General features: G+C 54.8%; 25 protein-coding genes, 1 tRNA gene and 1 pseudogene. 18 read left to right on the forward strand and 9 right to left on the reverse strand.

Annotated features, from left to right (window positions below; genetic code table 11):
• The first annotated feature begins 39 nt into the window (after positions 1-39).
• Complete coding sequence (gene dkgB / locus AB2B48_RS22340; RefSeq protein WP_220438185.1) at positions 40-843, forward strand: 2,5-didehydrogluconate reductase DkgB; 804 nt, start codon at positions 40-42, stop codon at positions 841-843.
• A gap of 135 nt (positions 844-978) precedes the next feature.
• Here dkgB and yafC read toward each other — a convergent pair whose 3' ends face one another.
• Positions 979-1,872 (reverse strand): DNA-binding transcriptional regulator YafC, encoded by an 894-nt coding sequence (gene yafC / locus AB2B48_RS22345; RefSeq protein ID WP_368300255.1) that lies wholly within the window; start codon positions 1,870-1,872, stop codon positions 979-981.
• 104 nt (positions 1,873-1,976) lie between these two features.
• Here yafC and AB2B48_RS22350 point away from each other — a divergent pair, with 104 nt between their 5' ends.
• Both AB2B48_RS22350 and AB2B48_RS22355 read left to right on the forward strand, forming a co-directional pair.
• Complete coding sequence (locus AB2B48_RS22350; RefSeq protein WP_185669688.1) at positions 1,977-3,152, forward strand: MFS transporter; 1,176 nt, start codon at positions 1,977-1,979, stop codon at positions 3,150-3,152.
• Positions 3,153-3,293: 141 nt separating this feature from the next.
• Positions 3,294-4,088, forward strand: coding sequence for an endonuclease/exonuclease/phosphatase family protein (locus tag AB2B48_RS22355; protein WP_185669687.1), 795 nt, complete (start codon positions 3,294-3,296; stop codon positions 4,086-4,088).
• Positions 4,089-4,146: 58 nt separating this feature from the next.
• Here the strand turns inward: AB2B48_RS22355 and mltD are convergent, their stop codons facing one another.
• Together mltD and gloB are read right to left on the reverse strand one after the other, a co-directional pair.
• Positions 4,147-5,508 (reverse strand): murein transglycosylase D, encoded by a 1,362-nt coding sequence (gene mltD / locus AB2B48_RS22360; RefSeq protein WP_185669686.1) that lies wholly within the window; start codon positions 5,506-5,508, stop codon positions 4,147-4,149.
• Between the two features lie 71 nt (positions 5,509-5,579).
• Entirely contained in the window at positions 5,580-6,335 is a 756-nt protein-coding gene (gloB, locus tag AB2B48_RS22365) for a hydroxyacylglutathione hydrolase (RefSeq protein ID WP_368300257.1), read from the reverse strand.
• Positions 6,336-6,368: 33 nt separating this feature from the next.
• Between gloB and AB2B48_RS22370 the strand changes: the two genes are divergently transcribed.
• Positions 6,369-7,091: a class I SAM-dependent methyltransferase gene (locus AB2B48_RS22370; protein WP_185669684.1), complete on the forward strand. Its 723-nt coding sequence runs from the start codon at positions 6,369-6,371 to the stop codon at positions 7,089-7,091.
• Here the strand turns inward: AB2B48_RS22370 and rnhA are convergent.
• A pseudogene (gene rnhA / locus AB2B48_RS22375) lies at positions 7,088-7,671 on the reverse strand (ribonuclease HI). The gene AB2B48_RS22370 and the pseudogene rnhA sit on opposite strands and share 4 nt — an antisense overlap.
• Between rnhA and dnaQ the strand changes: the two are divergent.
• Positions 7,619-8,350 (forward strand): DNA polymerase III subunit epsilon, encoded by a 732-nt coding sequence (gene dnaQ, locus AB2B48_RS22380; RefSeq protein WP_368300259.1) that lies wholly within the window; start codon positions 7,619-7,621, stop codon positions 8,348-8,350. The pseudogene rnhA and the gene dnaQ overlap by 53 nt on opposite strands.
• Before the next feature lie 130 nt (positions 8,351-8,480).
• A tRNA-Asp gene (locus tag AB2B48_RS22385) sits at positions 8,481-8,557 on the forward strand.
• A 59-nt stretch (positions 8,558-8,616) separates the two neighbouring features.
• Here AB2B48_RS22385 and AB2B48_RS22390 read toward each other — a convergent pair.
• Complete coding sequence (locus AB2B48_RS22390; RefSeq protein WP_368300261.1) at positions 8,617-9,498, reverse strand: LysR family transcriptional regulator; 882 nt, start codon at positions 9,496-9,498, stop codon at positions 8,617-8,619.
• A 103-nt stretch (positions 9,499-9,601) separates the two neighbouring features.
• On the opposite strand from AB2B48_RS22390, the gene eamB reads away from it, so the two are divergent.
• A complete protein-coding gene (eamB, locus tag AB2B48_RS22395; RefSeq protein WP_368300263.1) occupies positions 9,602-10,189 on the forward strand; it encodes a cysteine/O-acetylserine transporter in 588 nt (195 codons plus the stop codon).
• A gap of 5 nt (positions 10,190-10,194) precedes the next feature.
• Here eamB and AB2B48_RS22400 read toward each other — a convergent pair whose 3' ends face one another.
• Together AB2B48_RS22400 and fadE are read right to left on the reverse strand one after the other, a co-directional pair.
• Positions 10,195-10,965, reverse strand: coding sequence for an amidohydrolase (locus tag AB2B48_RS22400; RefSeq protein ID WP_368300264.1), 771 nt, complete (start codon positions 10,963-10,965; stop codon positions 10,195-10,197).
• 129 nt (positions 10,966-11,094) lie between these two features.
• Positions 11,095-13,539: an acyl-CoA dehydrogenase FadE gene (fadE, locus tag AB2B48_RS22405; RefSeq protein ID WP_368300266.1), complete on the reverse strand. Its 2,445-nt coding sequence runs from the start codon at positions 13,537-13,539 to the stop codon at positions 11,095-11,097.
• Between the two features lie 238 nt (positions 13,540-13,777).
• On the opposite strand from fadE, the gene lpcA reads away from it, so the two are divergent.
• Positions 13,778-14,359 (forward strand): D-sedoheptulose 7-phosphate isomerase, encoded by a 582-nt coding sequence (gene lpcA, locus AB2B48_RS22410; protein WP_035894459.1) that lies wholly within the window; start codon positions 13,778-13,780, stop codon positions 14,357-14,359.
• Positions 14,360-14,400: 41 nt separating this feature from the next.
• On the forward strand, positions 14,401-15,168 hold the full coding sequence (locus AB2B48_RS22415) for a class II glutamine amidotransferase (RefSeq protein WP_185669675.1): 768 nt from the start codon (positions 14,401-14,403) through the stop codon (positions 15,166-15,168).
• On the opposite strand, the gene dpaA is transcribed toward AB2B48_RS22415, so the two are convergent.
• Positions 15,139-15,879: a peptidoglycan meso-diaminopimelic acid protein amidase gene (gene dpaA / locus AB2B48_RS22420; protein WP_185669674.1), complete on the reverse strand. Its 741-nt coding sequence runs from the start codon at positions 15,877-15,879 to the stop codon at positions 15,139-15,141. The two genes, AB2B48_RS22415 and dpaA, sit on opposite strands and share 30 nt — an antisense overlap.
• A gap of 560 nt (positions 15,880-16,439) precedes the next feature.
• Between dpaA and AB2B48_RS22425 the strand changes: the two genes are divergently transcribed.
• The 9 genes from AB2B48_RS22425 to AB2B48_RS22465 all read left to right on the forward strand — a co-directional run bounded on the left by AB2B48_RS22425 (position 16,440) and on the right by AB2B48_RS22465 (position 24,097).
• Positions 16,440-17,783 carry a Na(+)-translocating NADH-quinone reductase subunit A gene (locus AB2B48_RS22425; protein WP_368300268.1) on the forward strand — a complete coding sequence of 448 codons (1,344 nt, stop codon included), beginning with the start codon at positions 16,440-16,442 and terminating at the stop codon, positions 17,781-17,783.
• A 3-nt stretch (positions 17,784-17,786) separates the two neighbouring features.
• Positions 17,787-19,025, forward strand: a complete 1,239-nt coding sequence (locus AB2B48_RS22430; protein WP_185669693.1) for an NADH:ubiquinone reductase (Na(+)-transporting) subunit B — start codon at positions 17,787-17,789, stop codon at positions 19,023-19,025.
• Complete coding sequence (locus AB2B48_RS22435; protein WP_185669672.1) at positions 19,018-19,812, forward strand: Na(+)-translocating NADH-quinone reductase subunit C; 795 nt, start codon at positions 19,018-19,020, stop codon at positions 19,810-19,812. The genes AB2B48_RS22430 and AB2B48_RS22435 overlap by 8 nt, the downstream gene beginning before the upstream one ends.
• Positions 19,805-20,443, forward strand: coding sequence for an NADH:ubiquinone reductase (Na(+)-transporting) subunit D (locus AB2B48_RS22440; RefSeq protein ID WP_185669671.1), 639 nt, complete (start codon positions 19,805-19,807; stop codon positions 20,441-20,443). Before AB2B48_RS22435 ends, AB2B48_RS22440 begins: the two co-directional genes overlap by 8 nt.
• Positions 20,444-20,449: 6 nt before the next feature.
• Entirely contained in the window at positions 20,450-21,046 is a 597-nt protein-coding gene (gene nqrE, locus AB2B48_RS22445; RefSeq protein WP_185669670.1) for an NADH:ubiquinone reductase (Na(+)-transporting) subunit E, read from the forward strand.
• Between the two features lie 12 nt (positions 21,047-21,058).
• Complete coding sequence (gene nqrF / locus AB2B48_RS22450; RefSeq protein ID WP_185669669.1) at positions 21,059-22,282, forward strand: NADH:ubiquinone reductase (Na(+)-transporting) subunit F; 1,224 nt, start codon at positions 21,059-21,061, stop codon at positions 22,280-22,282.
• A gap of 2 nt (positions 22,283-22,284) precedes the next feature.
• Positions 22,285-22,500, forward strand: a complete 216-nt coding sequence (gene nqrM, locus AB2B48_RS22455; protein ID WP_185669692.1) for a (Na+)-NQR maturation NqrM — start codon at positions 22,285-22,287, stop codon at positions 22,498-22,500.
• Positions 22,501-22,595: 95 nt separating this feature from the next.
• On the forward strand, positions 22,596-23,651 hold the full coding sequence (dinB, locus tag AB2B48_RS22460) for a DNA polymerase IV (protein ID WP_185669668.1): 1,056 nt from the start codon (positions 22,596-22,598) through the stop codon (positions 23,649-23,651).
• Between the two features lie 2 nt (positions 23,652-23,653).
• Positions 23,654-24,097, forward strand: coding sequence for a GNAT family N-acetyltransferase (locus AB2B48_RS22465; protein ID WP_368300270.1), 444 nt, complete (start codon positions 23,654-23,656; stop codon positions 24,095-24,097).
• A gap of 90 nt (positions 24,098-24,187) precedes the next feature.
• On the opposite strand, the gene pepD is transcribed toward AB2B48_RS22465, so the two are convergent.
• Positions 24,188-25,645, reverse strand: coding sequence for a cytosol nonspecific dipeptidase (gene pepD, locus AB2B48_RS22470; RefSeq protein WP_368300271.1), 1,458 nt, complete (start codon positions 25,643-25,645; stop codon positions 24,188-24,190).
• Positions 25,646-25,835: the final 190 nt, after the last annotated feature.

A 25,835-nucleotide genomic window follows, 5' to 3' on the forward strand; every position in this document is an offset into this window, starting at 1 on the left:
GTTTTCGTTAACCAATATTGATAAATAAAGAGGAAAATCATGACAATCCCTGCACTTGGCCTCGGCACTTTCCGCCTGAAAGATGATGTTGTTATCGCGTCCGTTAAAACCGCTCTTGAGCTGGGCTATCGCACTATCGACACCGCACAGATCTATGACAACGAAGCTGCTGTCGGTCAGGCCATTGCTGAAAGCGGTGTGGCACGTGATGAACTGTTCATCACGACCAAGATCTGGATCGAAAACCTGAGCAAAGACAAGCTGGTTGAAAGCCTCAAAGAGAGCCTGCAGAAGCTGCGCACCGATTACGTCGACCTGACGCTGATCCACTGGCCATCACCAAATGATGCCGTGGCGGTAGAAGAATTCATGGCGGCGCTGCTGGAAGCAAAACAGCAGGGCCTGACGCGTCAGATTGGTATTTCCAACTTCACTATTCCGCTGATGGAACGCGCTATTGCTGCCGTTGGCGTCGAAAATATTGCAACCAACCAGATTGAATTGTCACCGTATCTGCAGAACCGTAAGGTGGTGGATTGGGCAACAGAGCATGGTATTCACATCACTTCTTACATGACGCTGGCATACGGTAAAGCACTGAAAGATGAAGTGATTGCTGAGATTGCGAAGAAACACAATGCGACGCCAGCGCAGGTTATTCTGGCCTGGGCAATGGGTGAAGGCTATGCGGTGATCCCATCTTCAACCAAGCGTGAAAACCTGGCGAGCAACCTGCTGGCGCTGGATCTGAAATTAGATGCTGACGACAAAAAAGCGATCGCTGCGCTGGATTGCAACGACCGCCTGGTAAGCCCGGAAGGTCTGGCCCCAGAGTGGGACTAACTACGCGATAAACCCAGTGTCACGGGCTACAACCCTCAAGTAGCCCAAATGGGTAACGTAACTCGGCCGGGCTGCAACCCTCTGGTAGCCCGGACGCGGCGTTTACGCCGACGCCGGGATCTCCCCATTGCCGCATTACTGATTGCCTTTCACATACTCGCTAAGAAAATCAATAAACGCCCTGATACGCGTACTCACCGCACGGTCGCTGTAGTACACCGCGCTAAACGGCATCTCTACCGGCAACCGTTTATCGGCCAGCAGCTCAACAAATTCCCCGCTAGCAATCTCTTTATCCACCATATAGTCCGACAGACAGGCAATACCGTTACCGTGTAAACACAGCTGTTTAAGCGTCTCACCGCTGTTTGACGAAATACCACCGCTAATCTCCATAAACTGGCCGTCACAGCAGTAAACGGGCCAGGTATTCAGCGAGGACGGTTCCGTAAAGCCCAAACAAAGGTGTTCTTTGAGGTCGACAACGTTCTCTGGTTTACCGTAGCGGGCAATATACTCCGGCGAGGCAATAATCTTCCGGTAGCTGCTAAACAGCGGACGGGCGCGCAGACTGGAATCCGTCAGGGTTCCAGCGCGGATCGCGACATCGACCTTACGCTCAATCAAATTGATAAAGGTTTCGGAGGAGACCAGCGAAAGCGTCATTTCCGGGTAACGTTCACGGAAGGGCTTCACCAGCGGCATCAGGAAGTGCAGCATCACCGGTGTGGCGGCATCCACGCGCAATAGGCCTCGCGGCGTGTTACGCGTATCCAGCAACTCGTTCTCGGCCGCTGCCATCTCCTGCAACACAACCTGCATGCGGCGGAAATAACGCTCTCCCTCTTCGGTCAGGCTCAACTGACGCGTAGTGCGGTTAAGCAGGCTCACGCCGAGCTTTGATTCCAGTTTCTTCACTGCCCGGCTTACCGCCGAGTTGGCTTGCCCGAGTTGTTCAGCGGCACGGCTGAAGCTGCCGCTTTCCACTACCGCCACGAAAATGGCAATTTCTTCTGATGTCGCTCTCATTATTGCACCTGAAGCAAAATTCTATTGAGATTTTGAATATTTTTGTTATTTAAACACCCCGGCATACTACGTGTCATCTTAATACTGATGATGTGGAGTAAATTATGCCGCTGGCGCTTCTAGCCTTAACGATCAGTGCCTTCGCAATTGGCACAACTGAATTTGTCATTGTTGGCCTGGTGCCGACGATTGCTGAACAACTCGCCATCTCTCTGCCTTCCGCAGGGATGCTGGTTTCTATTTATGCCCTGGGCGTTGCTATTGGCGCACCGGTGCTGACGGCGTTGACGGGTAAACTGCCGCGTAAACAGCTGCTTCTGGCGCTGATGGTACTGTTTACCATCGGTAACCTGCTAGCCTGGCAGGCACCAGGGTACGCCACGCTGGTTGTTGCACGTTTGCTGACCGGTCTGGCTCACGGCGTCTTCTTCTCCATTGGGTCGACGATTGCGACCAGTCTGGTGCCTAAAGAAAAGGCGGCATCAGCAATTGCCATTATGTTCGGCGGCCTGACCGTTGCACTGGTGACCGGTGTACCTATGGGGACATTTATCGGCCAGCACTTTGGCTGGCGGGAAACCTTCCTTGCCGTTTCTCTGCTCGGAGTGATTGCCCTGATTGCCAGTGCGGTACTGATCCCACGTAATATCCCAGGGCGTGCGCCTGCAAGCCTGGCAGATCAGGTGAAAGTACTGACTCACCCGCGTTTACTGATGATTTACGCCATTACGGCATTAGGTTATGGCGGCGTCTTTACGGCCTTTACCTTCCTGGCACCGATGATGCAGGATCTGGCCGGCTTTACACCGAACGCGGTGAGTTGGATCCTGCTGGGCTACGGCGTGGCGGTAGCGATTGGGAACATCTGGGGAGGTAAATTGGCGGATAAACACGGCGCAGTACCGGCACTGAAGTTTATCTTCGCGGCGCTGGCAGCACTGTTGCTGGTGTTCCAGTTCACGGCATCCATTCAGTACGCGGCGCTTGCCACTATCCTTGTGATGGGAGTCTTTGCCTTTGGCAACGTACCGGGTTTACAGGTTTATGTCGTGCAGAAAGCGGAGCAATACACTCCGGCCGCAGTAGACGTAGCCTCTGGTCTGAATATCGCCGCCTTTAACGTCGGGATTGCCATCGGTTCCGTGGTGGGTGGCCAGACGGTAGAGCATTATGGTCTGGCGCAAACGCCGTGGATTGGTGCGCTGATTGTTGTGGGGGCATTGCTGCTGACCGGCCTGAGTGGTCGCCTGGATAGGCCCGCACGTGTCGCGCTGGGGTAAGGCTTAAGAGTAAGCGAGCGCTTACAGAAGTTCACGCAGCTTTATCACAAATAGCGTTGAAACCGTGGGCAAAAGCCCCTATAACAGAAGAACCTTCCTGGAATCAGGCGGGTTCTTTCGTTATTGAGGTTATAAAAGAAAGTGCGAAAAAATACCTACGCCATGCGCTATATTGCCGGACAGCCAGCGGAGCGAATTCTGCCTCCTCCCGGCGCTTATACCAGCATTAGCCAGGCACTCTCGGTGGGTAAGCCGTTAAGCACGGAAGAAAACATTCGCATCCTGGTGTGGAACATCTTTAAGCAGCAGCGGGCTGAGTGGCTATCGGTGCTAAATAAGTTCGGTAAAGATGCCCATCTGGTCCTATTACAGGAAGCGCAGACGACGCCAGAGCTGGTAAAGTTTGCAACTACTAACTATCTTGCCGCCGATCAGGTTCCCGCATTTGCGCTGCCGCATCATCCCTCAGGCGTGATGACGCTGTCTGCTGCTCATCCCATTTACTGCTGCCCATTGCGCGAACGCGAGCCCATTCTGCGACTGGCCAAGTCGGCGTTAGTGACCGTTTACCCACTTCCTGACGCGCGCCTGCTGATGGTCGTCAACATTCATGCGGTTAACTTTAGCCTCGGCGTGGACGTCTATAGCAAGCAGTTGATGCCTATCGGCGAACAGATTGCCCAGCACAGTGGCCCGGTGATTATGGCAGGAGATTTCAACGCCTGGAGTCGCCCGCGTATGAATGCGCTATACCGGTTTGCTCGCGATATGTCGCTGCGCCCCGTTCGTTTTGATGATGACCAGCGCCGTCGCGCGTTTGGTCGTCCGTTAGATTTTGTATTCTACCGTGGGCTAAGCGTGACGGATGCCTCGGTTCTGGTCACTAAAGCTTCCGATCATAATCCGCTCATTGTGGAATTTAGCCCGGCAAAATAGGGCAGGGGAAATAAAAAAAGGCACCGGGGGAAACGGTGCCTTTTTTAATGGTTGCCTGTCAGGAATCAGGACGGTCGTTGTTTTTCACAAACAACGTTAGCTGATCGCCCGGCTGCAGATTGTCAGTATCGCGGTTCCAGCGCATCACATCTTTGATGTTCACGCCGTGGCGCTTGGCAATGCTCGAGAGCGAATCACCTTTGCGTACGCGGTACGTAATACTGCTGTTATCGGCAAGACGCGCAGCGCTGCTGCCCGCACCCACCGTTAAGCTCTGACCGACTTTCAGATTGCTGCCACGCAGGTTATTCCACTGCTGTAGATCTTTCGCGTTCACGCCTAAACGTGAAGCAATACCTGACAGCGTGTCGCCTGAGCGTACCTTATAGCTACGGCTGGTCATCGGCGTGTTGTCAGCAACCAGCGTGGGCTGGAGGTCGGCAATCTCACCGGAGGCCAGGGATTCACGCAGCTGATCCGCATGCTTCTGTGGCACCATCACGTACTTCGGGCCGCTTGCACCGAGCGTAGAGCCTTTGACGCCCGCATTAAAGGTCTTCAGCTTGCTGACGGGCATACCTGCCATATCGGCCAGCTGTGAGATCTCTACCGGACTATCAACGCGTACGCGTGCCAGTGCACGACTTTCATCTGCGGTAGGCAGACGAACACCATAGCGTTTGCTGTTTTTGAGGATGTCGCTCAAAGCCAGCATCTTCGGTACGTATAATTTCGTTTCCTGAGGCAACGGCAGTGACCAGAAGTCGGTGGGTTTACCACGGGCCTTGTTCACCTTCATTGCTTTCATTACACGGCCTTCGCCGCTGTTATACGCCGCCACGGTTAATAACCAGTCGCCGTCGAACATTTTGTTCAGGCGCTGCATCATATCCAGTGCTGCCGTTGTGGAAGCAACGACGTCACGACGTGCGTCATAACTGCGGGTCTGTTTCAGACCGTAATTTCGCCCTGTGCTCGGAATGATCTGCCAAATGCCTGCGGCATTGGCACCAGACGTTGCGTGCGGGTCAAAAGCGCTCTCCACTATGGGTAGTAATACCAGTTCCATTGGCATGTTACGTTTCTTAACTTGCCCGGCTATCCAGTACATATACGGCTCTGCCCGTAAAGTTACATCGTGGAGATAGCTCTTATTTCGTAAGTACTTCTGTTTCTGTTCGCGAACCCGGGCGTTATCCGGGATTCCCATCTTTAGCTCGTCGCCAATGTAAGCCCACAAATCCTGGTTCTGCATGTCGAATGTCCCATCGTCCATCCAACGTGCCTGATTTGCGAACTTACCTGCTTCCCCTTGACTAGCCGCAGAAAGGCTCTGTGCGTGCTGTTGGACGTTACCCTGCTGTGAAGCCTGGCAACCCACGAGCAGGACAGAGGCGAGTAATATCGCTTTTGCCTTCATGTGTGTGTCAATAGTTGCTTAAAAGACGACCGATGATAACGACGAACTTTCGAAAACGCAACCCGGAAGTATCAGAAGTTATCTTTCTTTGCCCGTAACCAGGCAAAACGCTGCTCAGATTGTAGCAACTTTGTTTCTTTCTCTATTTCGTTAATTAAATCAATATCATCCGTTCTTAAAAAGAGATTAATCTGGCGCTCTTTTTTCAGAGTTGTGGGGAGTGTAATTTGTTTTTTCGCACGTAACTCCTTCACTTCTCGATAGTATTCGTTAATGAACAAATCATGCGGTAAAATGCTTAGCGCGAAGGTCATATTGGAGAGCGTGTACTCATGGGCGCAACAAATCAGCGTCTCTTCGGGCAGCATGTTAATTCTCTGCAACGACCGATACATCTGGGTTGGCGTGCCTTCAAAAAGACGCCCGCAGCCCCCGGAAAACAGGGTATCACCGGAAAAAAGCCACGGGGCGCTATAGAAACAGACATGTCCTAAAGTGTGGCCCGGCGTGGCGAAAACGTGAAAATCCTGGTTGAGGATGTGAATACAGTCGCCGTCGGCCACTATTTTTGTTGCCCCTTTGTTGTGAGTCTCCTCGGGACCATAAACAGCAATATTCGGATAAAGCTTAACGAGATCGCCGACGCCGCCGACATGATCGTTATGGTGATGCGTTAACAGGATCGCCTCGGGATGCCAGTTATTCGCTTTGATCGCTTCAAGTACCGGCGCGGCATCGCCCGGATCGACGATCAAACAACGGCCCGTTTCATCATTAAGAACCCAGATGTAGTTGTCCTGAAAGGCCGGAATACTGTTAAGATTCATTTGTTACCTCTTAAACGCGTAGGGAAGGTTGTGATGAAACCGGCAAGGATACCTCAAACAGTCTCAGCGCCTGTCTCGTGGGCGCAAATGCCCTGGGGTGAATATTATCGCGAGGCTATCGATCGTCAACTGAAACCCTGGTTGGGCAAGCTGTACGGTTTTCACCTGCTTAAGGTGGGAAACCTCAGCGCAGAGATCAACACCGAAGCCTGCGCTATCTCTCATCAGGTCAATGTTTCTCTGGAAGGCAACCCGATGCAGGTGAAGGCAGATCCGCTGCATTTGCCGTTTGCGGAGAAATCCGTGGACGCCTGCCTGCTGTCGCACACGCTGCCCTGGTGCAGCGATCCCCATCGCCTGTTGCGTGAAGCTGACCGCGTGCTCATCGATGATGGCTGGTTGATTATTACCAGTTTTAACCCAGTGAGCCTGATGGGGCTGCGTAAACTGGTTCCGGTGCTGCGAAAATCGACGCCCTACAACAGCCGGATGTTTACCCTGATGCGTCAACTGGATTGGCTTGCGCTACTGAATTTTGAAGTGATGCATCAAAGCCGGTTCCAGGTACTTCCCTGGGCAAAGCAGGGCGGGGCGTTGCTTAGCACGCATTTACCGGCGTTGGGGTGCCTGCAGGTGATCGTGGCGCGCAAGCGGACGATTCCGCTTACGCTTAATCCGATGCGGCAGAATAAAGCTAAAAACCGCATTCAGCAGGCCGTGGGCGCGACGCGGCAGTATCGTAAACCGGACGCTTAAGCCTCCGGCTGATAACCTACATCGTCCTGCGTTGGTGAGTTGGCGGCCGTGCGCGCCAGCTCGTCGCAGCGTTCGTTTTCCGGGTGGCCGGCGTGGCCCTTCACCCACTCCCAGCGAATTTCATGTTTGCCGAGGGCCGTGTCCAGCCGCTTCCAGAGATCGACGTTTTTCACCGGCTTTTTATCCGCCGTTTTCCAGCCGCGTTTTTTCCAGTTGTGGATCCACTGGGTGATGCCCTGGCGAACATACTGGCTGTCGGTGCTCAGCACCACGGTGCATGGCTCTTTCAGCGCTTCAAGCGCCACGATGGCCGCCATCATTTCCATGCGGTTATTGGTGGTCAGACGGTAGCCTTCGCTGAAGGTTTTCTCCCGCTGCTGGTAGCGTAGAATGGCGCCATAACCACCCGGACCTGGGTTACCGAGGCAAGAGCCATCGGTGAAAATTTCTACCTGTTTAAGCATCTCTGGTAGACTTCCTGTATCTGCAATCAAAGTTAAACGGCAAGTCTGACATAAATGACTGATATGAGCACTGCAATTACACGACAGATCGTTCTGGATACCGAAACTACCGGTATGAACCAGATCGGTGCCCACTATGAAGGCCACAAGATCATCGAGATCGGTGCCGTCGAGGTGATAAACCGTCGTTTAACCGGCAACAACTTCCACGTTTACCTCAAACCCGATCGGCTGGTGGATCCTGAAGCCTTCGGCGTTCACGGTATCGCCGATGAGTTTTTGCTGGATAAACCAACCTTTGCCGATGTGGCCGATGAGTTTATGGACTACATCCGCGGCGCGGAGCTGGTCATCCATAACGCCTCGTTCGATATCGGCTTTATGGACTATGAGTTTAGTAAGCTCAACCGCGATATTCCAAAAACCAATACCTTCTGCAAAGTGACCGATAGCCTGGCGCTGGCGAGGAAGATGTTCCCCGGCAAGCGTAACAGTCTTGATGCGCTCTGCTCACGTTATGAAATAGACAACACCAAGCGTACGCTGCACGGCGCACTGCTCGATGCCCAGATTCTGGCAGACGTCTATTTGACCATGACCGGTGGGCAGACCTCGATTAAATTTGCGATGGAAGGCGAAGCGCAGCAGCAGGCGGGAGATGCCGGTATTCAGCGTATTGTACGTGCGGCAAGTAAGTTACGCGTGGTTTATGCCACTGATGAAGAGCTGGCGAATCATGAATCGCGCCTCGACCTGGTGCAGAAAAAAGGTGGAAGCTGCCTCTGGCGGTCGTGAAACGGCTGTTTTTGCTGGGAAAATAAGCGTGTGGGCGATTTTTGCAGCAAACGATTCAAAACCAGAGAAAAAGCGTTGACGGTTTGCTGGGGAATCCGTAATATTCGCCTCGTTCCCAAGGGAACACAGCGGAGCGGTAGTTCAGTCGGTTAGAATACCTGCCTGTCACGCAGGGGGTCGCGGGTTCGAGTCCCGTCCGTTCCGCCACTTTCAGGAAGCCCGAATCAGCAATGATTCGGGCTTTCGTCGTTTCCAGCCCCTCACTTTTATTTCTCCCCCAGCATTTCCACCATACACTCCATAAACACCTGCATAGCAGGGCTAACGGCTTTTCCGGCATGATGCGCGCAAAGGGCGCTAATCGTCATCGGTGTTGGGCTAAACGGAAGTTCTTGAAGTTCACCGCTTGCCAGTTCGCGCTCGACGGTGAAACGCGGTAGAAACGACACGCCAAGATTCCCCGCCACGCACTGTTTAATGCTCTCAATACTCCACAGCTCAATGGTATTTCCCATGGTGATCGCCCGCTGGCGCAGCGTACTTTCAAAGATCTGCCGAAAAATACATTGAGGCTCGTTAATCACAAAGCTCACCGGAATGTGCTGATCCTGACGAGTGAAGTCGTAGCCATGAAATTCGGGGGATGCCACCAGTACCAGCGGTTGCTCGCCAAAATGGCGCATCGTTAAGGCCCGATCGTTCCCAACCCGATAAAAGACCCCGAGGTCAACCTTATCGTCCAGCAGCGCATCACGAATGACGTAGCAGTTCAGCGATTGCAGCGACAGTTTCACCTGCGGCGCCCGCTGCTTAAAGCGCTGCAGCACCTGCGGCATTTTATAGGCCAGCAGGGTTTCGCCCGTCGCCACGCGCAGTTCACCCGTCGGCTCGGTGTCCTGATGGGCCGCCTGGCGAATAGAGGAGATAACGTTGGTCAGCTCATAAACGTGCGGCAGGATGTTTTTCCCGGCAGTGGTCAGGCACATCCGACGACCAATTTTCTCAAATAGCTGCATCGACAGCTCTTGTTCAAGCTGCTGAATATGAAAGGTAACGGTCGACTGGGTGCAGCAGAGCTTTTGCGACGCACGGAGAAATGAACCCTCTTCCACCACGGTTTTCAGTGTAATAAAGCGGCGTAAATCCATTGTGACCTCATGTATCGATAAATTCTAATTCTTAATTAGAAAACATTCATTTTTTTAAATAATTGGCTTCGGGTACTGTCAGGCAAAACTAAGGAGATAACAAGTGACTTCAACCCTGATAAGTGCCTTTTTTACCTATACCCTGATCACCGCTCTGACCCCCGGACCGAACAATATTCTGGCGCTTAATGCCGTCACTACTCACGGATTCCGCCAGAGTTCGCGCGTGCTGGCAGGAATGGGGGTGGGCTTTTTAGCCATTATGCTGCTGTGCGCGGGGCTGACCTTTTCGCTGGTCAGGCTCGACCCGGCGATGACGCACTGGCTGAGCATTATCGGTGCCGCGTATATCGTCTGGCTTGCCTGGCGCATCGCCATCAGCACCCCTGGCGGTAGTGATGCCAGCCAGCCACCGGTCAGCTTCTGGGCCGGCTGCGGGCTGCAGTTTGTGAATGTAAAAATTATGCTTTACGGCATTACGGCGCTATCGACCTTTGTTCTGCCCTATACGCGAGAGTGGCACTGGGTTGTAGGAGTGAGTATTTTACTGGCGGCGATCGGGGTATTTGGTAATGTCTGCTGGGCGTTGGTGGGGCATCTTTTTCAGCGGGTTTTTCAACGTTATGGCCGCCAGCTTAACTGGGTGCTGGCGGCATTATTGATTTACTGCGCGGTGCGGATGTTTATCTAAGGCTATCACCCTAGTGCAAAAGGATCGGCATCCTGCCATGCCGGAAACTTATCGCGATATTCCTGCAGCGCAGTGAGTGAAAGTTCACCGTCGATGCGTGTGGCCTGATGCGGTTCGGCAGTGGCCAGAATCTCACCCTGCGGGGTGATAATCCGGCTGTCACCACGGTAGTGATGGCCGTTGCCATCGGTGCCGACGCGGTTGCATCCCACCACATAAGCCTGATTCTCTATCGCCCGCGCCGTCAACAGCGCCTGCCAGTGCAAAGAGCGCGGCGCAGGCCAGTTGGCAACATACAGCGCCAGATCGTAGTCGTTACGGTTACGTGACCACACCGGGAAACGCAGGTCGTAGCATACCAGCGGCAGAATACGCCAGCCACGCCACGTCAACACCACGCGCTTATCGCCAGCAATATAGTGCTGATTTTCATTCGCCATGCGGAACAGATGCCGTTTATCGTAGCGATGCACACGGCCTTCCGGCTCGACGAGCAGAAAACGGTTTACCGCCCCAACGCCCGTCTGCAGCGCCGCGCTGCCGGCAATCAGTGCATTAGTGCGCACTGCCTGCTCTTGCATCCAGGCCACGACCTCATCTTCCGACAGCGATTGTTCAGCGGCTTCCATCGCAAAACCGGTGGTAAACATTTCCGGCAGGAGTATCACGTCACGCCCGGTAATACCTTCCATCTGCCGGGTAAAGTGGCGCAGGTTTGCGGGGCCGTCCATCCACACGAGGGATTGTTGTAAAAGGGTAATCTTCAAGCCAGACATGGTGATACTCCTCTGTTGCAGGACGTAAACCTCACTGTAACACCTTATCAGGCTGCAGCTTTGCTGAGGACAGTTTGCATAAAAAAAAGCGGAGCCAGGCTCCGCTTTGAGGATAACGAATCGAAAACGTTACGCGGCTTCAACCTTGCGCACGTTGTCCGGCAGCTTTACCGGCTTAGTCGCCAGCTCGTCCGGAGCAAAGTCGTCAACGTTGATGCTACGCAGTCGGCTAACTTCTGCTTTGGTCAGAATGGCCGCTTCTTCCTGGTCAATCAAACCTTTAGCCAGTGCGTTACGTGCCAGTTCATCCAGGCGGGTAAACGGCAGGTTTTTGCCAATTTCTTTGCAAATACGCTGGTGGATAGGGTCGGCTGCCATGGCATCAACCAGCGCTTCTTCCAGCAGGCCAACCGGGTTGTGTTCGCTCGGGGTCAGATACTGACCGCGGCCGATACGGGAACGGGTGGCGCTCGGCGTCTGCAGAATTTTCGCGACGCTGTGGTCCAGCTTATCGGACGGCGCGTTGTAATGACGGCCGGTCGGGAAGATAACCACGCGCATTGCCCCTGCGACAAAGCGGTTTGGGAAGTTCTTCAGCAGGTCATCAATCGCCTGTTCTGCCTGATGCAGCGCATCCTGAACGCCCCAGTGCACCAGAGGTAAATCTGCTTGATTACGCCCTTCATCGTCATAGCGCTTCAGGACGGAAGAGGCGAGGTACAGCTGGCTCAGCACATCACCCAGACGGGCGGAGATGCGTTCACGACGTTTCAGGCTGCCGCCCAGTACCGCCATCGACACATCCGACAGCAGGGCCAGGTTGGCGCTCAAACGGTTCAGATGCTGATAGTAGCGTTTGGTAGCATCGCGGGTTGGGGTCGGGCTGGTTAAGCCACGGGTGATACCCAACCAGAAGCTGCGCACTTTGTTGCTACCAACATGGCCGATGTGTTTAAACAACAGCTTATCGAACGCGTTGGCATCTTTGTTCTGCGCCGCCGCCATCTCTTCCAGTACGTACGGATGGCAACGAATAGCGCCCTGACCGAAGATCATCATGCTACGGGTCAGAATGTTCGCGCCTTCAACGGTGATAGCGATTGGTGCCCCCTGGTAAGCTCGCGCCAGGAAGTTACCTTCGCCAAGCATAATGCCTTTCCCGCCGGCAATATCCATGGCGTCAACGATGGACTGCTGGCCGCGGTGGGTACAGTGGTACTTCACGATAGCCGACAGTACCGCCGGTTTTTCACCGAGCATAATGCCGTAGGTAATGAGTGTAGCCGCTGCGTCCATCACGTAGGCGTTGCCTGCGATGCGCGCCAGTGGCTCTTCAATCCCTTCCATTTTACCAATCGACACTTTGAACTGGCGGCGAATGTGCGCATAGGCACCGGTTGCCAGCGCCACGGATTTCACGCCGCCGGTCGAGTTGGACGGCAGGGTAATACCGCGGCCAACGGACAGACATTCAACCAGCATACGCCAGCCCTGACCGGCCATTTTCGGCCCGCCAATGATGTAGTCGATTGGCACGAAGATATCCTGACCGCGCGTCGGGCCGTTCTGGAACGGAACGTTCAGCGGGAAGTGACGACGACCGATCTCAACGCCCGGGGTGTTGGTTGGGATCAGCGCACAGGTGATGCCTAAATCTTCCGAACCGCCCAGCAGTTTGTCAGGGTCAGACAGCTTGAAGGCCAGGCCCAGCACGGTCGCAATCGGTGCGAGGGTGATGTAACGCTTGTTCCAGGTTAAACGCATACCCAGAACCTGTTCGCCCTGCCATTCGCCCATGCAGACGACGCCGGTATCCGGAATCGCACCGGCATCGGAGCCAGCTTCTGGGCTGGTCAGCGCGAAGCATGGGATCTCCTGACCACGCGCCAGGCGCGGCAGGTAATGATCTTTCTGCTCTTCAGTACCGTAGTGCTGCAGCAGTTCGCCCGGCCCTAAGGAGTTCGGTACGCCGACGGTAATCGCCAGAATGCCGGAAACGCCGGAGAGCTTTTGCAGTACGCGAGCCTGGGCATAAGCAGAGAACTCCAGACCGCCGTACTCTTTCTTAATGATCATCGCGAAGAAGCGGTGCTCTTTCAGGTAGGCCCACAGCTCTGGCGGCAGGTCAGCCATCTCGTGGGTGATAGCAAAGTCGTTAGCCATGCGGCACGCTTCTTCAACCGGGCCATCAATAAACGCCTGCTCTTCGGCGGTCAGCTGTGGACGCGGGTAGTTGTGCAGCTTTTTCCAGTCCGGGTTGCCGCGGAACAGATCGCCTTCCCACCAGGTGGTACCGGCATCAATCGCTTCTTTCTCAGTGCGCGACATCGGCGGCATCACTTTGCTGAACATGCGGAACACCGGCGTTGAGATCAGCGCTTTACGCATTGGCGTAAAGTTGAACGGCACCAGAATGATGGCCAGCGGCACCAGCAGCCACAGGTTCCACAGGCCAATCGCGCCGAGAGCGGCGGTCCAGGCCAGCAGAATCACGCTGCCGAGCGTCAAACTAATACGGTGATAGAAGAGTGCACCGAGTACGGCAATGGTTAAAACAATACTCAAAATCATCATAGAGAAATGCCCCTGTCTTGTAGGAGGTCTGACCACTTGTGATGTTATGGTTGTAGTTGAAGCGTTTTTATTTAGCAATGTGTTTACAAAATAATTACAACCTCGCTCACATTGTTGCTGCTTTTTAGCGCACTAAAAATCCAAACATCGGGTGAATAGATTCGTGCTTGCTTCTCTGCACTGGCGCTATCCGGTACACTAGCGATGACAATTTTATTAATGCTGAAGGATTATCCTCATGTACCAGGATCTTATTCGTAACGAACTGAATGAAGCGGCCGATACGCTGGCAAACTTCCTTAAAGATGAAGCCAACATCCACGCCATTCAGCGCGCAGCAGTCCTGCTGGCAGACAGCTTCAAAGCCGGTGGCAAAGTGCTCTCCTGCGGTAACGGCGGTTCTCATTGCGATGCGATGCACTTCGCGGAAGAGTTAACCGGCCGCTACCGTGAAAACCGTCCGGGCTACCCGGCGATTGCGATTTCCGACGTCAGCCACCTTTCCTGCGTGAGTAATGATTTCGGCTATGAATATGTGTTCTCTCGCTATGTTGAATCCGTCGGTCGTGCGGGCGATGTGCTGCTGGGGATCTCCACTTCTGGCAACTCTGCAAACGTGATTAAAGCTATTGAAGCGGCGCGTGCGCAGGGGATGAAAGTGATCACGCTGACCGGCAAAGACGGCGGCAAAATGGCTGGCTCTGCGGACATCGAAATCCGCGTACCGCACTTTGGCTACGCCGACCGTGTTCAGGAAATTCACATTAAAGTGATTCACATCCTGATCATGCTGATCGAAAAAGAGATGGTTAAAGCTTAAGATTTTCGGGGCTCCGGCCCCGATAGCTGTGGGGGTGTGATATGTGCGAACTGCTCGGGATGAGCGCCAATGTGCCAACCGATATTTGCTTTAGTTTTACCGGGCTAGTCCAGCGCGGTGGGGGCACCGGGCCGCATAAAGACGGCTGGGGAATTACCTTCTACGAAGGCAAAGGCTGTCGCACGTTCAAAGATCCGCAGCCCAGCTACCAATCTCCCATCGCCAAACTGGTGCAGGACTATCCTATTAAGTCCTGCTCCGTCATTGCGCATATTCGCCAGGCGAATCGCGGAATGGTGGCGCTGGAAAATACCCACCCGTTCACCCGCGAACTCTGGGGACGCAACTGGACCTATGCCCACAACGGGCAGCTCACCGGCTATAAATCGCTGGAGACGGGGCAGTTCCGTCCGGTCGGTGAAACCGACAGCGAAAAAGCCTTCTGCTGGTTGCTGCATAAGCTCACCGAGCGCTATCCGCGCACGCCGGGCAACATGCAGGCGGTCTTTAAATACATTGCTTCGCTGGCGGATGAACTGCGCGAAAAAGGTGTGTTTAACATGCTGCTGTCGGATGGTCGCTACGTGATGGCGTTCTGCTCAACCAACCTGTACTGGATTACCCGCCGTGCGCCGTTTGGCGTGGCGAAGCTTCTGGATAGGGACGTGGAAATCGATTTTCAGCAGGAGACCACCGCCAACGATGTGGTTACCGTGATAGCAACCCAACCGCTGACGGGGAATGAAACCTGGCACAAGGTTATGCCAGGTGAATGGCGCTTATTTTGTCTCGGGGAGCGTATAGTTTGACGCCAGCTGCGGCTGGACCACTTCGTGGCTCAGCGGCTTGCTCACTACATAACGCCCATCAACCACGGACACCATCGGCGGCTTATGCGTCTGCTGGAAGTAGTCGTAGCCCGGCTTAAGCTGCTGCCAGAAGTCGTTGAAGTACGAGTATTTGTGGCGCTGCATGTTGGCATCTGTCATGCGGAACGGATAGATGCTGACTTCAACGCTCGACTGACCGAAGACTAACGCGGCGGTCACGAACTGGAAGATCTCATCAATACCAGAATCGGTCATGGCGTAGCAGCCAATTGAGACGCAGGCACCGTGAATCATCAGATATTTCCCTTCATAACCGTGAGCGCGGTCATAGGCGTTCGGGAAACCAATATTAATCGCTTTGTAGAAACGGCTATCCGGCTTCAGCTGGCTACGCTGCACCGAGTAAAAGCCTTCCGGACTTTTGAAATCGCCCTGACGCTGCTTCGGCCCCAGGCCGCCTGAGTAGTTGCAGATCTTATAGCTATCGAGGAGTTGGTAGGTTTCACCCATCTTGACGAAGAGATCGAGCGTGCGCTCCTCTTTGAAAATCTGGATATAGACCGGGGAGCCCATCATTTGCTGCTTATATTCTTTGCTGACAGGCGTCGTTGGCGTATTGCTGCTTAATAACCCAGCAAACGAAACGCACGGCATCAAAAGCATCGCAATAAAAAATGCGATTTTGCGCATACTACTTGTTCCTTGATAAAAGATAACAACATGCCAGGAAGGCAATCAGGAGAAAAAAGCAGACAAATCTGTTTTTTGTGCGCTCACCTTAGCACCACCGCATTTTTTCGCAAGAGGGGCGGCGGGCGTTTACCATTTCGTAATGCAATCCCGCCTGAACCCGGTGCGTTGTGCTGTTTCTCTGCCTGACGACATCAGCTACAAAGAGTGTAGGATAAGCCGATGATTCACTAGCTATCTTTGTCTGAATCGCGCTCACTTTGCGTATCGGCTCGCAATTTAGCGGCCTCAAAAGCGGAACTGCTGCATCAGTGAAAGAGAAAATGGTAAACTTTCGTAACTGAATCATTCGAGATGGAATTGAGTGACTTGGTTTTCATCTGAATGATGAATGTATTTAACTCTCAGAACAGCGTAAGAAAGGATGCTTCAATCTCTCATATGCCCAATCACGGATGGTCATTGGGTTTCAGGTTTTACTCCTTTCTTTTGTTTCGTTAACCAAAACGCTGGCTTCAGCTTCGATCTGACGCCGTCGTTAACGGATACCTGCGAACAGTATGATTAAAATAACCAAAGGCCTCGATCTGCCTATAGCTGGCCTGCCCGACGGGCAACGCATTGATGATGTGACGGTCACGCGTGTCGCGGTGAAAGGTGAAGAATATATCGGGTTGCGCCCATCGATGGCGGTCAAAGAGGGTGACAGAGTCGCCAAAGGGCAGCTGCTTTTCGAAGATAAAAAGATCCCCGGCGTGCGTTTTACCGCCCCGGCCAGCGGCATCGTCAGCGCCATCCATCGCGGTGAGCGTCGGGTACTGCAATCGGTAGTGATTGATATCGACGGCGATGATGCCGTGACGTTTAACGCCTACGCGCCCGATGAGCTGGCGACGCTGCCGCGTGAAGCGGTTGCCGCGCAGCTGATTGAATCCGGCCTGTGGACCGCGATGCGCACCCGTCCTTTTAGCAAGACGCCAGCGCCGGGCACCGAGCCCGCGGCTATTTTTGTTACCGCCATGGACACCAATCCGCTGGCAGCCGACCCGCAGCCGATTATTCTCGCCCAGCGCGATGCCTTTAACGCCGGGCTGACCGTCCTGACGCGCCTGACCGACGGCAAAGTTCACGTCTGCCAGGGCAGCGGCGGCAAGCTGGGCGGGCATCCACAGGGGCAAGTGACCTTTAACCAGTTCTCCGGCCCGCATCCAGCGGGGCTAGTGGGTACTCACATTCACTTCCTTGAGCCAGTGGGCCTGAACAAGCAGGTGTGGCACCTGAATTACCAGGATGTTATCGCTTACGGCAAGCTGTTCCTCGACGGCGTACTTTGGACTGAACGCATTATTGCGCTCGGCGGCCCGCAGGTGAAACAGCCGCGTCTGCTGCGCACCTGTATCGGTGCGGATCTTGACGCCATGCTGGCGGGCGAACTCCACGACGGTGAAAACCGCGTTCTCTCCGGCTCCGTCCTGAACGGCACGCAGGCCGTTGGGCCGCACGCCTTCCTGGGGCGTTTCCACCTGCAGGTCAGCGTGCTGAAAGAAGGACGCGACAAAGAACTGCTGGGCTGGGTTGCGCCGGGGCGGGATAAGTTCTCTATCACCCGCACCACGCTGGGCCACTTCCTCAAGAAAAAGCTGTTCAACCTCTCCACCGATACGCACGGCGGCGAACGCGCAATGGTCCCGATCGGCAGCTACGAGCGAGTCATGCCGCTGGACATCCTGCCAACCGTCCTGCTGCGTGACCTGCTGGCAGGAGATACCGACAGCGCGCAGGCGCTCGGCTGCCTGGAGCTTGATGAAGAAGACCTGGCGCTGTGCACTTACGTTTGCCCAGGAAAATACGAATACGGGCCGGTCTTACGCCGCGTATTAACGCAAATTGAGCAGGAAGGCTAAGTGATGGGCTTAAAACAGCTATTGGAAAAAGTTGAGCCGCACTTCACGCAGGGCGGCAAGCTGGAAAAGTACTACCCGCTGTATGAAGCAACGGCAACGCTGCTCTACACGCCCGGTCATGTGACGAAGGGCGCGGCGCACGTTCGTGATGCTATCGACCTGAAACGTATGATGATCCTCGTCTGGTTCGCGGTATTCCCGGCGATGTTCTGGGGGATGTACAACGTCGGTCTGCAGACCATTCCGGCGCTGCACAAGCTCTACGGTGCGGAACAACTCCAGCAGGTGATCGCCAGCAACTGGCACTACAGCGTAGCGCAGGCACTGGGCGTGAGCTTCGCCCCGGACGCAGGCTGGCTCAGCATGATGATGCTCGGCGCGGTGTTCTTCGTACCTATCTACGCCGTCGTCTTTCTGGTGGGCGGCTTCTGGGAGGTGCTGTTTGCCATCGTGCGTAAGCACGAGGTCAATGAAGGCTTCTTCGTCACCTCGATTCTGTTCGCGTTGATTGTTCCGCCAACCATGCCGCTGTGGCAGGCGGCGCTGGGGATCTCGTTTGGTGTCGTCATCGCCAAAGAGATATTCGGCGGTACCGGGCGCAACTTCCTTAACCCGGCGCTGGCCGGCCGCGCCTTCCTGTTCTTTGCCTATCCGGCGCAAATCTCCGGTGATCTAGTCTGGACGGCGGCCGACGGTTTCTCCGGCGCCACGCCGCTCTCCCAGTGGGCGAGCCACGGCGGTGAGTCGCTGGTTAACGTCGTTACCGGTCAGCCGGTGAGCTGGATGGATGCCTTCATCGGCAATATCCCGGGTTCTATTGGCGAAGTCTCAACGCTGATGATTCTGCTCGGCGGAGCGCTGATTATCTTTGGTCGTGTCGCCTCCTGGCGTATCGTCGCCGGGGTGATGCTCGGCATGATGGCCTGCGCCACGCTGTTTAACCTGATTGGCTCCGACACCAACCCAATGTTCGCCATGCCGTGGTACTGGCATCTGGTGCTGGGCGGTTTTGCCTTCGGCATGATGTTTATGGCAACCGACCCGGTTTCCGCCTCGTTTACCGATAAAGGCAAATGGTGCTACGGCGCGCTGATTGGCGTGATGTGTGTGTTAATCCGCGTGGTTAACCCAGCCTATCCGGAAGGGATGATGCTGGCGATCCTGTTCGCCAACCTCTTTGCGCCGCTGTTTGATTACCTGGTGGTGCAGGCCAATATTAAGCGGAGGAAGTCGCGTGGCTGAAAACAAAAGTAACGATAGCATCGGCAAAACGCTGCTGGTGGTGCTGGTGCTTTGCCTGGTCTGCTCCATCGTGGTGGCGGGCTCCGCCGTTGGGCTTAAGCCTCTTCAGCAGGAGCAGCGCGCGCTGGATAAGCAGCGCAATATCCTGGCGGTTGCCGGGCTGATGCACGACAAAATGTCTGCCGATGAGGTCGCCGAGATTTACGCGGCCCGCGTTGTACCACGTCTGGTGGATTTAAAAAGCGGCGAAATTCTCGACAAAGACCCGGCGAAGTTTAACCAAAGTCAGGCGCTGAAAGACCCCGCGCAAAGCGTCGCGCTGGCCTCTGGCGAAGACCCAGCGGGAATTCGCCGTCGCAGCAACGTCGTGGAAATCTACCTGATTAAAGATGAGCAGCAGAAGTTGCAGGAGATAGTCCTGCCGGTGTACGGCAACGGCCTGTGGTCGATGATGTACGCCTTTGTCGCGCTGGATACTGACGGGCGTACCATCCGCGGCATTACCTACTACGACCAGGGGGAAACCCCAGGCCTCGGCGGTGAAATTGAAAATCCGAACTGGCGTGCGCAGTTTGTGGGTAAACGGGTGGTGGACGATAGCGGCAAACCGGCGCTGCGCGTGGTGAAAGGCGCAGCACCGCAGGGTGACCTCTATGCCGTTGACGGCCTGTCCGGCGCAACGCTTACTGCTAACGGGGTGCAGCACAGCTTTGATTTCTGGATGGGTGAAATGGGCTTTGGCCCGTTCCTGAAACAGGTGCGTGAAGGAGGGCTGAACCATGGCTGAGCAGGGTGATATGAAAGAGATGAAGCGGGTACTCGTTGGCCCGCTTATCGCCAATAACCCAATTGCGCTGCAGGTGCTTGGCGTCTGTTCGGCGCTGGCGGTTACCACCAAGCTGGAGACGGCCTTCGTGATGACCATCGCGGTAACGTTGGTCACGGCGTTCTCAAGCATGTTTATCTCGATGATCCGCCATCACATTCCGAATAGCGTGCGCATTATCGTGCAGATGGCGATTATCGCCTCGCTGGTTATCGTCGTCGATCAGCTACTGCGCGCGTTTGCGTTCGAGACCTCCAAACAGCTCTCGGTGTTCGTCGGCCTTATCATCACTAACTGCATCGTGATGGGGCGTGCTGAAGCTTACGCCATGAAGTCTCCGCCATTGGCGAGCTTTATGGACGGTATCGGCAACGGTCTGGGCTACGGCGCTATTCTGCTGATCGTCGGCTTCCTGCGTGAGCTTATCGGCAGCGGCAAGCTGTTTGGTATCACGGTGCTGGAAACGGTGCAGAACGGCGGCTGGTACCAGCCTAACGGTCTGTTCCTGCTCGCGCCGAGCGCGTTTTTCATTATCGGTTTGCTGATCTGGGCGCTGCGTAGTTGGAAGCCAGAACAGCAGGAAAAGGAGTAACCGATTATGGCTCATTACATTAGCCTGTTTGTCCGCGCGGTGTTTGTTGAAAACATGGCGCTGGCCTTCTTCCTGGGGATGTGTACCTTCCTCGCGGTGTCGAAGAAAGTCTCCACCGCCTTCGGCCTGGGTGTGGCGGTGACGGTTGTGCTCGGCCTTGCCGTGCCAATTAACAACCTGGTCTATAACCTGGTGCTGCGCGACGGCGCGCTGGTGGACGGCGTGGATCTCAGCTTCCTGAACTTCATCACCTTTATCGGGGTGATTGCGGCGCTGGTGCAGATCCTCGAGATGATCCTCGATAAATACTTCCCGTCGTTGTATACCGCGCTCGGTATCTTCCTGCCGCTTATCGCGGTGAACTGTGCGATTTTCGGTGGCGTATCGTTCATGGTTCAGCGCGACTATAACTTCGGCGAGTCCATCGTTTACGGCTTTGGTTCTGGTATTGGCTGGATGTTAGCGATTGTCGCCATGGCCGGTATTCGCGAGAAAATGAAGTATTCAAACGTGCCCGCGGGACTGCGCGGCTTAGGGATCACCTTTATCACCACCGGATTGATGGCATTAGGTTTTATGTCGTTCTCCGGTGTGCAGCTATAAGGGCCGTTAATCATGGAAATATTACTTGGCGTAGTGATGTTTACGCTGATTGTGCTGGTGTTGTCGGTGCTGATTCTGTTCGCCAAATCGAAACTGGTGAATGCCGGTGACGTGGTTATTGAAATCAATAATGAAGCGGACAAACAGATCAAAACGCCAGCCGGTGACAAGCTGCTGAATACGCTCTCCAGCAACGGCATCTTTATCTCATCTGCCTGCGGTGGCGGTGGTTCCTGTGGCCAGTGCCGGGTGAAGGTGAAAGAGGGCGGCGGCGATATTCTGCCAACCGAGCTTTCGCATATTACCAAGCGCGAAGCCAAAGAGGGCTGCCGTCTGGCCTGTCAGGTTGCCGTGCGTCAGGATATGAAAATCGAACTGCCGGACGAAGTGTTCGGCGTGAAGAAGTGGGAATGTGAGGTTATCTCTAACGATAACAAAGCTACGTTTATTAAAGAGCTGAAGCTCGCTATACCCGCTGGTGAAAGCGTGCCGTTCCGCGCCGGGGGCTATATCCAGATTGAGTGCCCGCCGCATAAAGTGGCCTACGCCGACTTTGACGTGCCGGATGAATACCGCGGCGACTGGGATAAGTTTAACCTTTTCCGCTACGTCTCTGACGTCAAAGAGCCGACTTTGCGCGCTTACTCAATGGCAAACTACCCGGACGAGAAGGGCATGATTATGCTCAACGTGCGTATCGCCACGCCGCCGCCGTCCGCGCCTGACGTGCCGCCGGGAATTATGTCCTCCTATATCTGGTCGCTCAAAGCGGGCGATAAGGTGACGATCTCCGGGCCGTTTGGCGAGTTCTTTGCCAAAGAGACCGAAGCGGAAATGGTGTTTATCGGCGGTGGCGCCGGGATGGCGCCGATGCGTTCGCACATTTTTGACCAGCTTAAGCGCCTGCATAGCCAGCGTAAAATCAGCTTCTGGTACGGCGCTCGTTCGCTACGTGAAATGTTCTACCAGGAAGAATTTGAAAAGCTGGCGCAGGAGAACCCGAACTTCACCTTCCATATCGCGCTTTCCGATGCGCTGCCGGAAGATAACTGGACGGGCTATACTGGCTTTATTCATAACGTCCTGTATGAAAATTACCTGCGTGACCACCCAGCACCGGAAGACTGCGAATTCTACATGTGTGGGCCGCCGATGATGAACGCCGCAGTTATCAAAATGCTTAAAGATCTGGGCGTTGAGGATGAAAACATCATGCTCGATGACTTTGGAGGCTGATGATGTTAACGGTCTTTCTGGCGACCTTCGGTATTTTTGTACTGGTGATTTTTGGCATGTCGCTGGGCTATATCGTGAAGCGAAAAAGCCTGCAGGGCAGCTGTGGCGGGATTTCTTCGTTAGGGATGGAGAAAGTGTGTAACTGCCCTGAACCCTGCGATGCGCGTAAAAAGCGTATCGCCCAGGAGGCGCAGCGCCAGCAGAACCGTATCCTGTAGTTTCTCTTTTCGCCCGGCTCTGCCGGGCGATTTGTATTCTTCTCATTTGCCAATGTTATGCTGTATACTTATCCAGTGGTAAGTGAGGGCTAACGATGCGCAAAATAATCCATATTGATATGGACTGCTTCTTCGCGGCGGTGGAAATGCGCGACAATCCGGCGCTGCGCGATATCCCTATCGCCATTGGCGGCAGTCGGGTACAGCGTGGCGTGATAAGCACGGCGAACTATCCGGCGCGCAAATTTGGCGTGCGTAGCGCTATGCCGACCGGGATGGCACTGAAGCTCTGCCCGCATCTTACGCTGCTGCCGGGGCGCTTTGAGGCCTATCGTGAAGCGTCCAACCATATCCGGGAGATCTTCTCCCGCTATACCTCGCTTATCGAGCCGCTCTCGCTGGATGAAGCCTATCTGGATGTAAGCGCGAGCCCCCACTGTCACGGGTCGGCTACGCTGATGGCCCAGGAGATCCGCCAGACTATCTTTAACGAACTCTCGCTGACCGCATCGGCGGGGGTGGCGCCGGTGAAGTTTCTCGCCAAAATCGCCTCTGACCTCAACAAACCCAACGGCCAGTTTGTGCTGACGCCGGACGAGGTTCCCGGTTTTCTCAAAACCCTGCCGCTTGGAAAAATCCCCGGCGTGGGTAAGGTGTCGGCCGCGAAGCTTGAAAGCATGGGGTTGCGTACCTGCGAAGACGTACAAAACAGTGACCTTGCTATGCTGCTCAAACGATTTGGTAAATTCGGGCGGATCCTCTGGGAGCGTAGCCATGGGATCGACGAGCGTGAGATCCACAACGATCGCCAGAGAAAGTCGATCGGCGTAGAGCGCACGCTGGAAGAGGACATTCATGAATGGGCCGACTGTGAAGCGATCGTCGAACGTCTTTATCCCGAACTGGAACGGCGACTGGCGAAAGTTCGGCCGGACCTGCGTATTGCCCGGCAGGGAATAAAACTCAAATTTAATGATTTCCAGCAAACCACCCAGGAGCACGTCTGGCCGAAGCTGACCAAAGACGATCTGCTCGCCACGGCCTATCAGTCCTGGCAGGAACGCCGCGCCGGGCGCGGGGTGCGCCTGGTTGGCCTGCACGTTACGCTGCTCGACCCGCAGCTGGAAAGGCAGCTTCTTTTAGGGATTTAACCATGCTTATTCGTGAGTACCGTGACGGTGATTTTTCCACGCTGTGCCAGATTTTTCAGCGTGCGGTAAGAGAAACTGCCAGCCAGCACTACTCGCCCGCCCAGGTAAACGCCTGGGCGCAGGTAGATGAAGCCCGCTGGCGGCAAAAAATGGCCGACTCTCTGGTTCAGGTGGCGACGGTTGATGACGTGCCGGTGGGTTTTGTTACCGCCGTTGAGTTTTATATTGACCTGCTGTTTGTTGACCCATTGTATTCACGACGGGGGATCGCCAGCGCATTGCTGAAAGCGCTGTTCGCCAGGCTCCCGACGGGAACGTTAACGGTAGAAGCAAGTATCACGGCCAGAGCGTGTTTTGAACGGCTGGGATTTGTGGTGGTGGCAGAACAAGAGGTGGAAGCGCGCGGGGAGCGGTTTGTGAACTATCGGATGGAAAAAATCAGGTAGGGTGGTGATATTCCCGGCGTCGTTGCACTCGGCCGGGCTACATTATTCGTAGCCCGGCCAGGCGAAGCGCCGCCGGGAACGGCTCAGAACTTACTTCGCCGGAATCGCTTTCAGCAGTTCCGTCAGCAGCTGCCAGTACTGGCCAACGCTTTCGATATGAACCTGCTCATCCGGAGAGTGTGGCCCGGTGATGGTTGGCCCAATGGAGACCATATCCATGTCTGGATAAGGTTTCTTGAACAGACCACATTCCAGACCGGCGTGGATGATCTGAATGTTCGGAACCTTGTTGAACAGACGCTGATAGGTTTCACGCACCAGGTGCATCACCGGAGAGTTAGCGTCTGGCTGCCAGCCTGGGTAGCCGCCTTTTGGCTGGGTTTTAGCACCGGCCAGCGCGCCCAGAGATTCCAGCATGCTCACCACGTAATCTTTACCGCTGTCGAGCAGGGAACGAATCAGGCAGTGAATGGTGGCGGTATCTTCAGTCATGGATACCACGCCAACGTTCAGAGAGGTTTCAACCACGCCTTTCGCCACGTCGGAGTTACGAATCACGCCGTTCGGAGTCGCGTTCAGCAGCTGAATGAACGCATCGCGAGAAGCGTCGGTCAGCGCTTTACCGTCAACGGTCTGGGTTTCCAGAACCAGCGTCAGGTTTTTCTCTTTCGCCGACAGTTCGTTTTGCAGAATGTGCAGGTAGGTATCAACCAGGCCTTTCAGCGCATCAGCTTTATCCGCTGGGATTGCCAGCGCAGCAGAGGCTTCACGTGGAATGGCGTTACGCAGGGTGCCGCCGGTGAAGTCGACCAGACGCAGATCCAGCTCGCTCGCATGAGCGACCAGGAAACGGGCCAGCAGTTTGTTGGCGTTGCCGAGACCGAGGTGAATATCACCGCCGGAGTGGCCGCCTTTCAGGCCTTTCAGCGTCAGCTTGAAGCCCTGGAAGCCCGCAGGAATCGCTTCGCGAGTCAGCGGCAGGTTGCTGGTGAAGTCGATACCACCGGCACAACCCATGTAGATTTCACCCTCTTCTTCAGAGTCGGTGTTGATCAGAATGTCGCCCTGCAGCCAGTTTGGTTGCAGACCGAACGCGCCGTCCATGCCGGTCTCTTCGGTCATGGTCAGCAGTACTTCCAGCGGACCGTGCTCAACGGACGCATCGGACAGCACCGCCAGCGCGGAAGCCATACCGATACCGTTATCGGCACCCAGCGTGGTGCCACGTGCTTTTACCCACTCACCGTCGATGTACGGCTGAATAGGGTCTTTGGCGAAGTCATGAACGGTATCATTGTTTTTCTGCGGCACCATATCGAGGTGAGCCTGCAGTACAACCGGTTTACGGTTTTCCATACCCGGGGTCGCGGCTTTGCGAATCAGAATGTTGCCAACCTGGTCGCGCTCTGCGTGAAGACCTTTTTCTTTCGCCCAGCCAACGATATGCGCGGCGAGTTGCTCTTCATGATGAGAGGGGTGCGGAATAGAACAGATTTTGGCAAAAATATCCCACAGCGGCTGCGGGGATAATTGAGACAGTTCAGACACGGTGAGTCTCCTTACGGCGTTCTGCAAAAGTCGCTTGCAGGTAAAGGGTTAGCACATACACATACCACAAGACTGGCTTGCGCGATGGGGTTGAGAATACCACTTTCTGCCTCTTCCGGTAGAACAAACCACGTAAAAAGCGTGCCGGATTCCGCTTAACACTGGTTTTTAGTGCGTCAGATCTCTATAA

This window comes from Kluyvera sichuanensis, assembly GCF_040930405.1.
GTDB classification, from domain to species: Bacteria; Pseudomonadota; Gammaproteobacteria; order Enterobacterales; family Enterobacteriaceae; genus Kluyvera; species Kluyvera sichuanensis.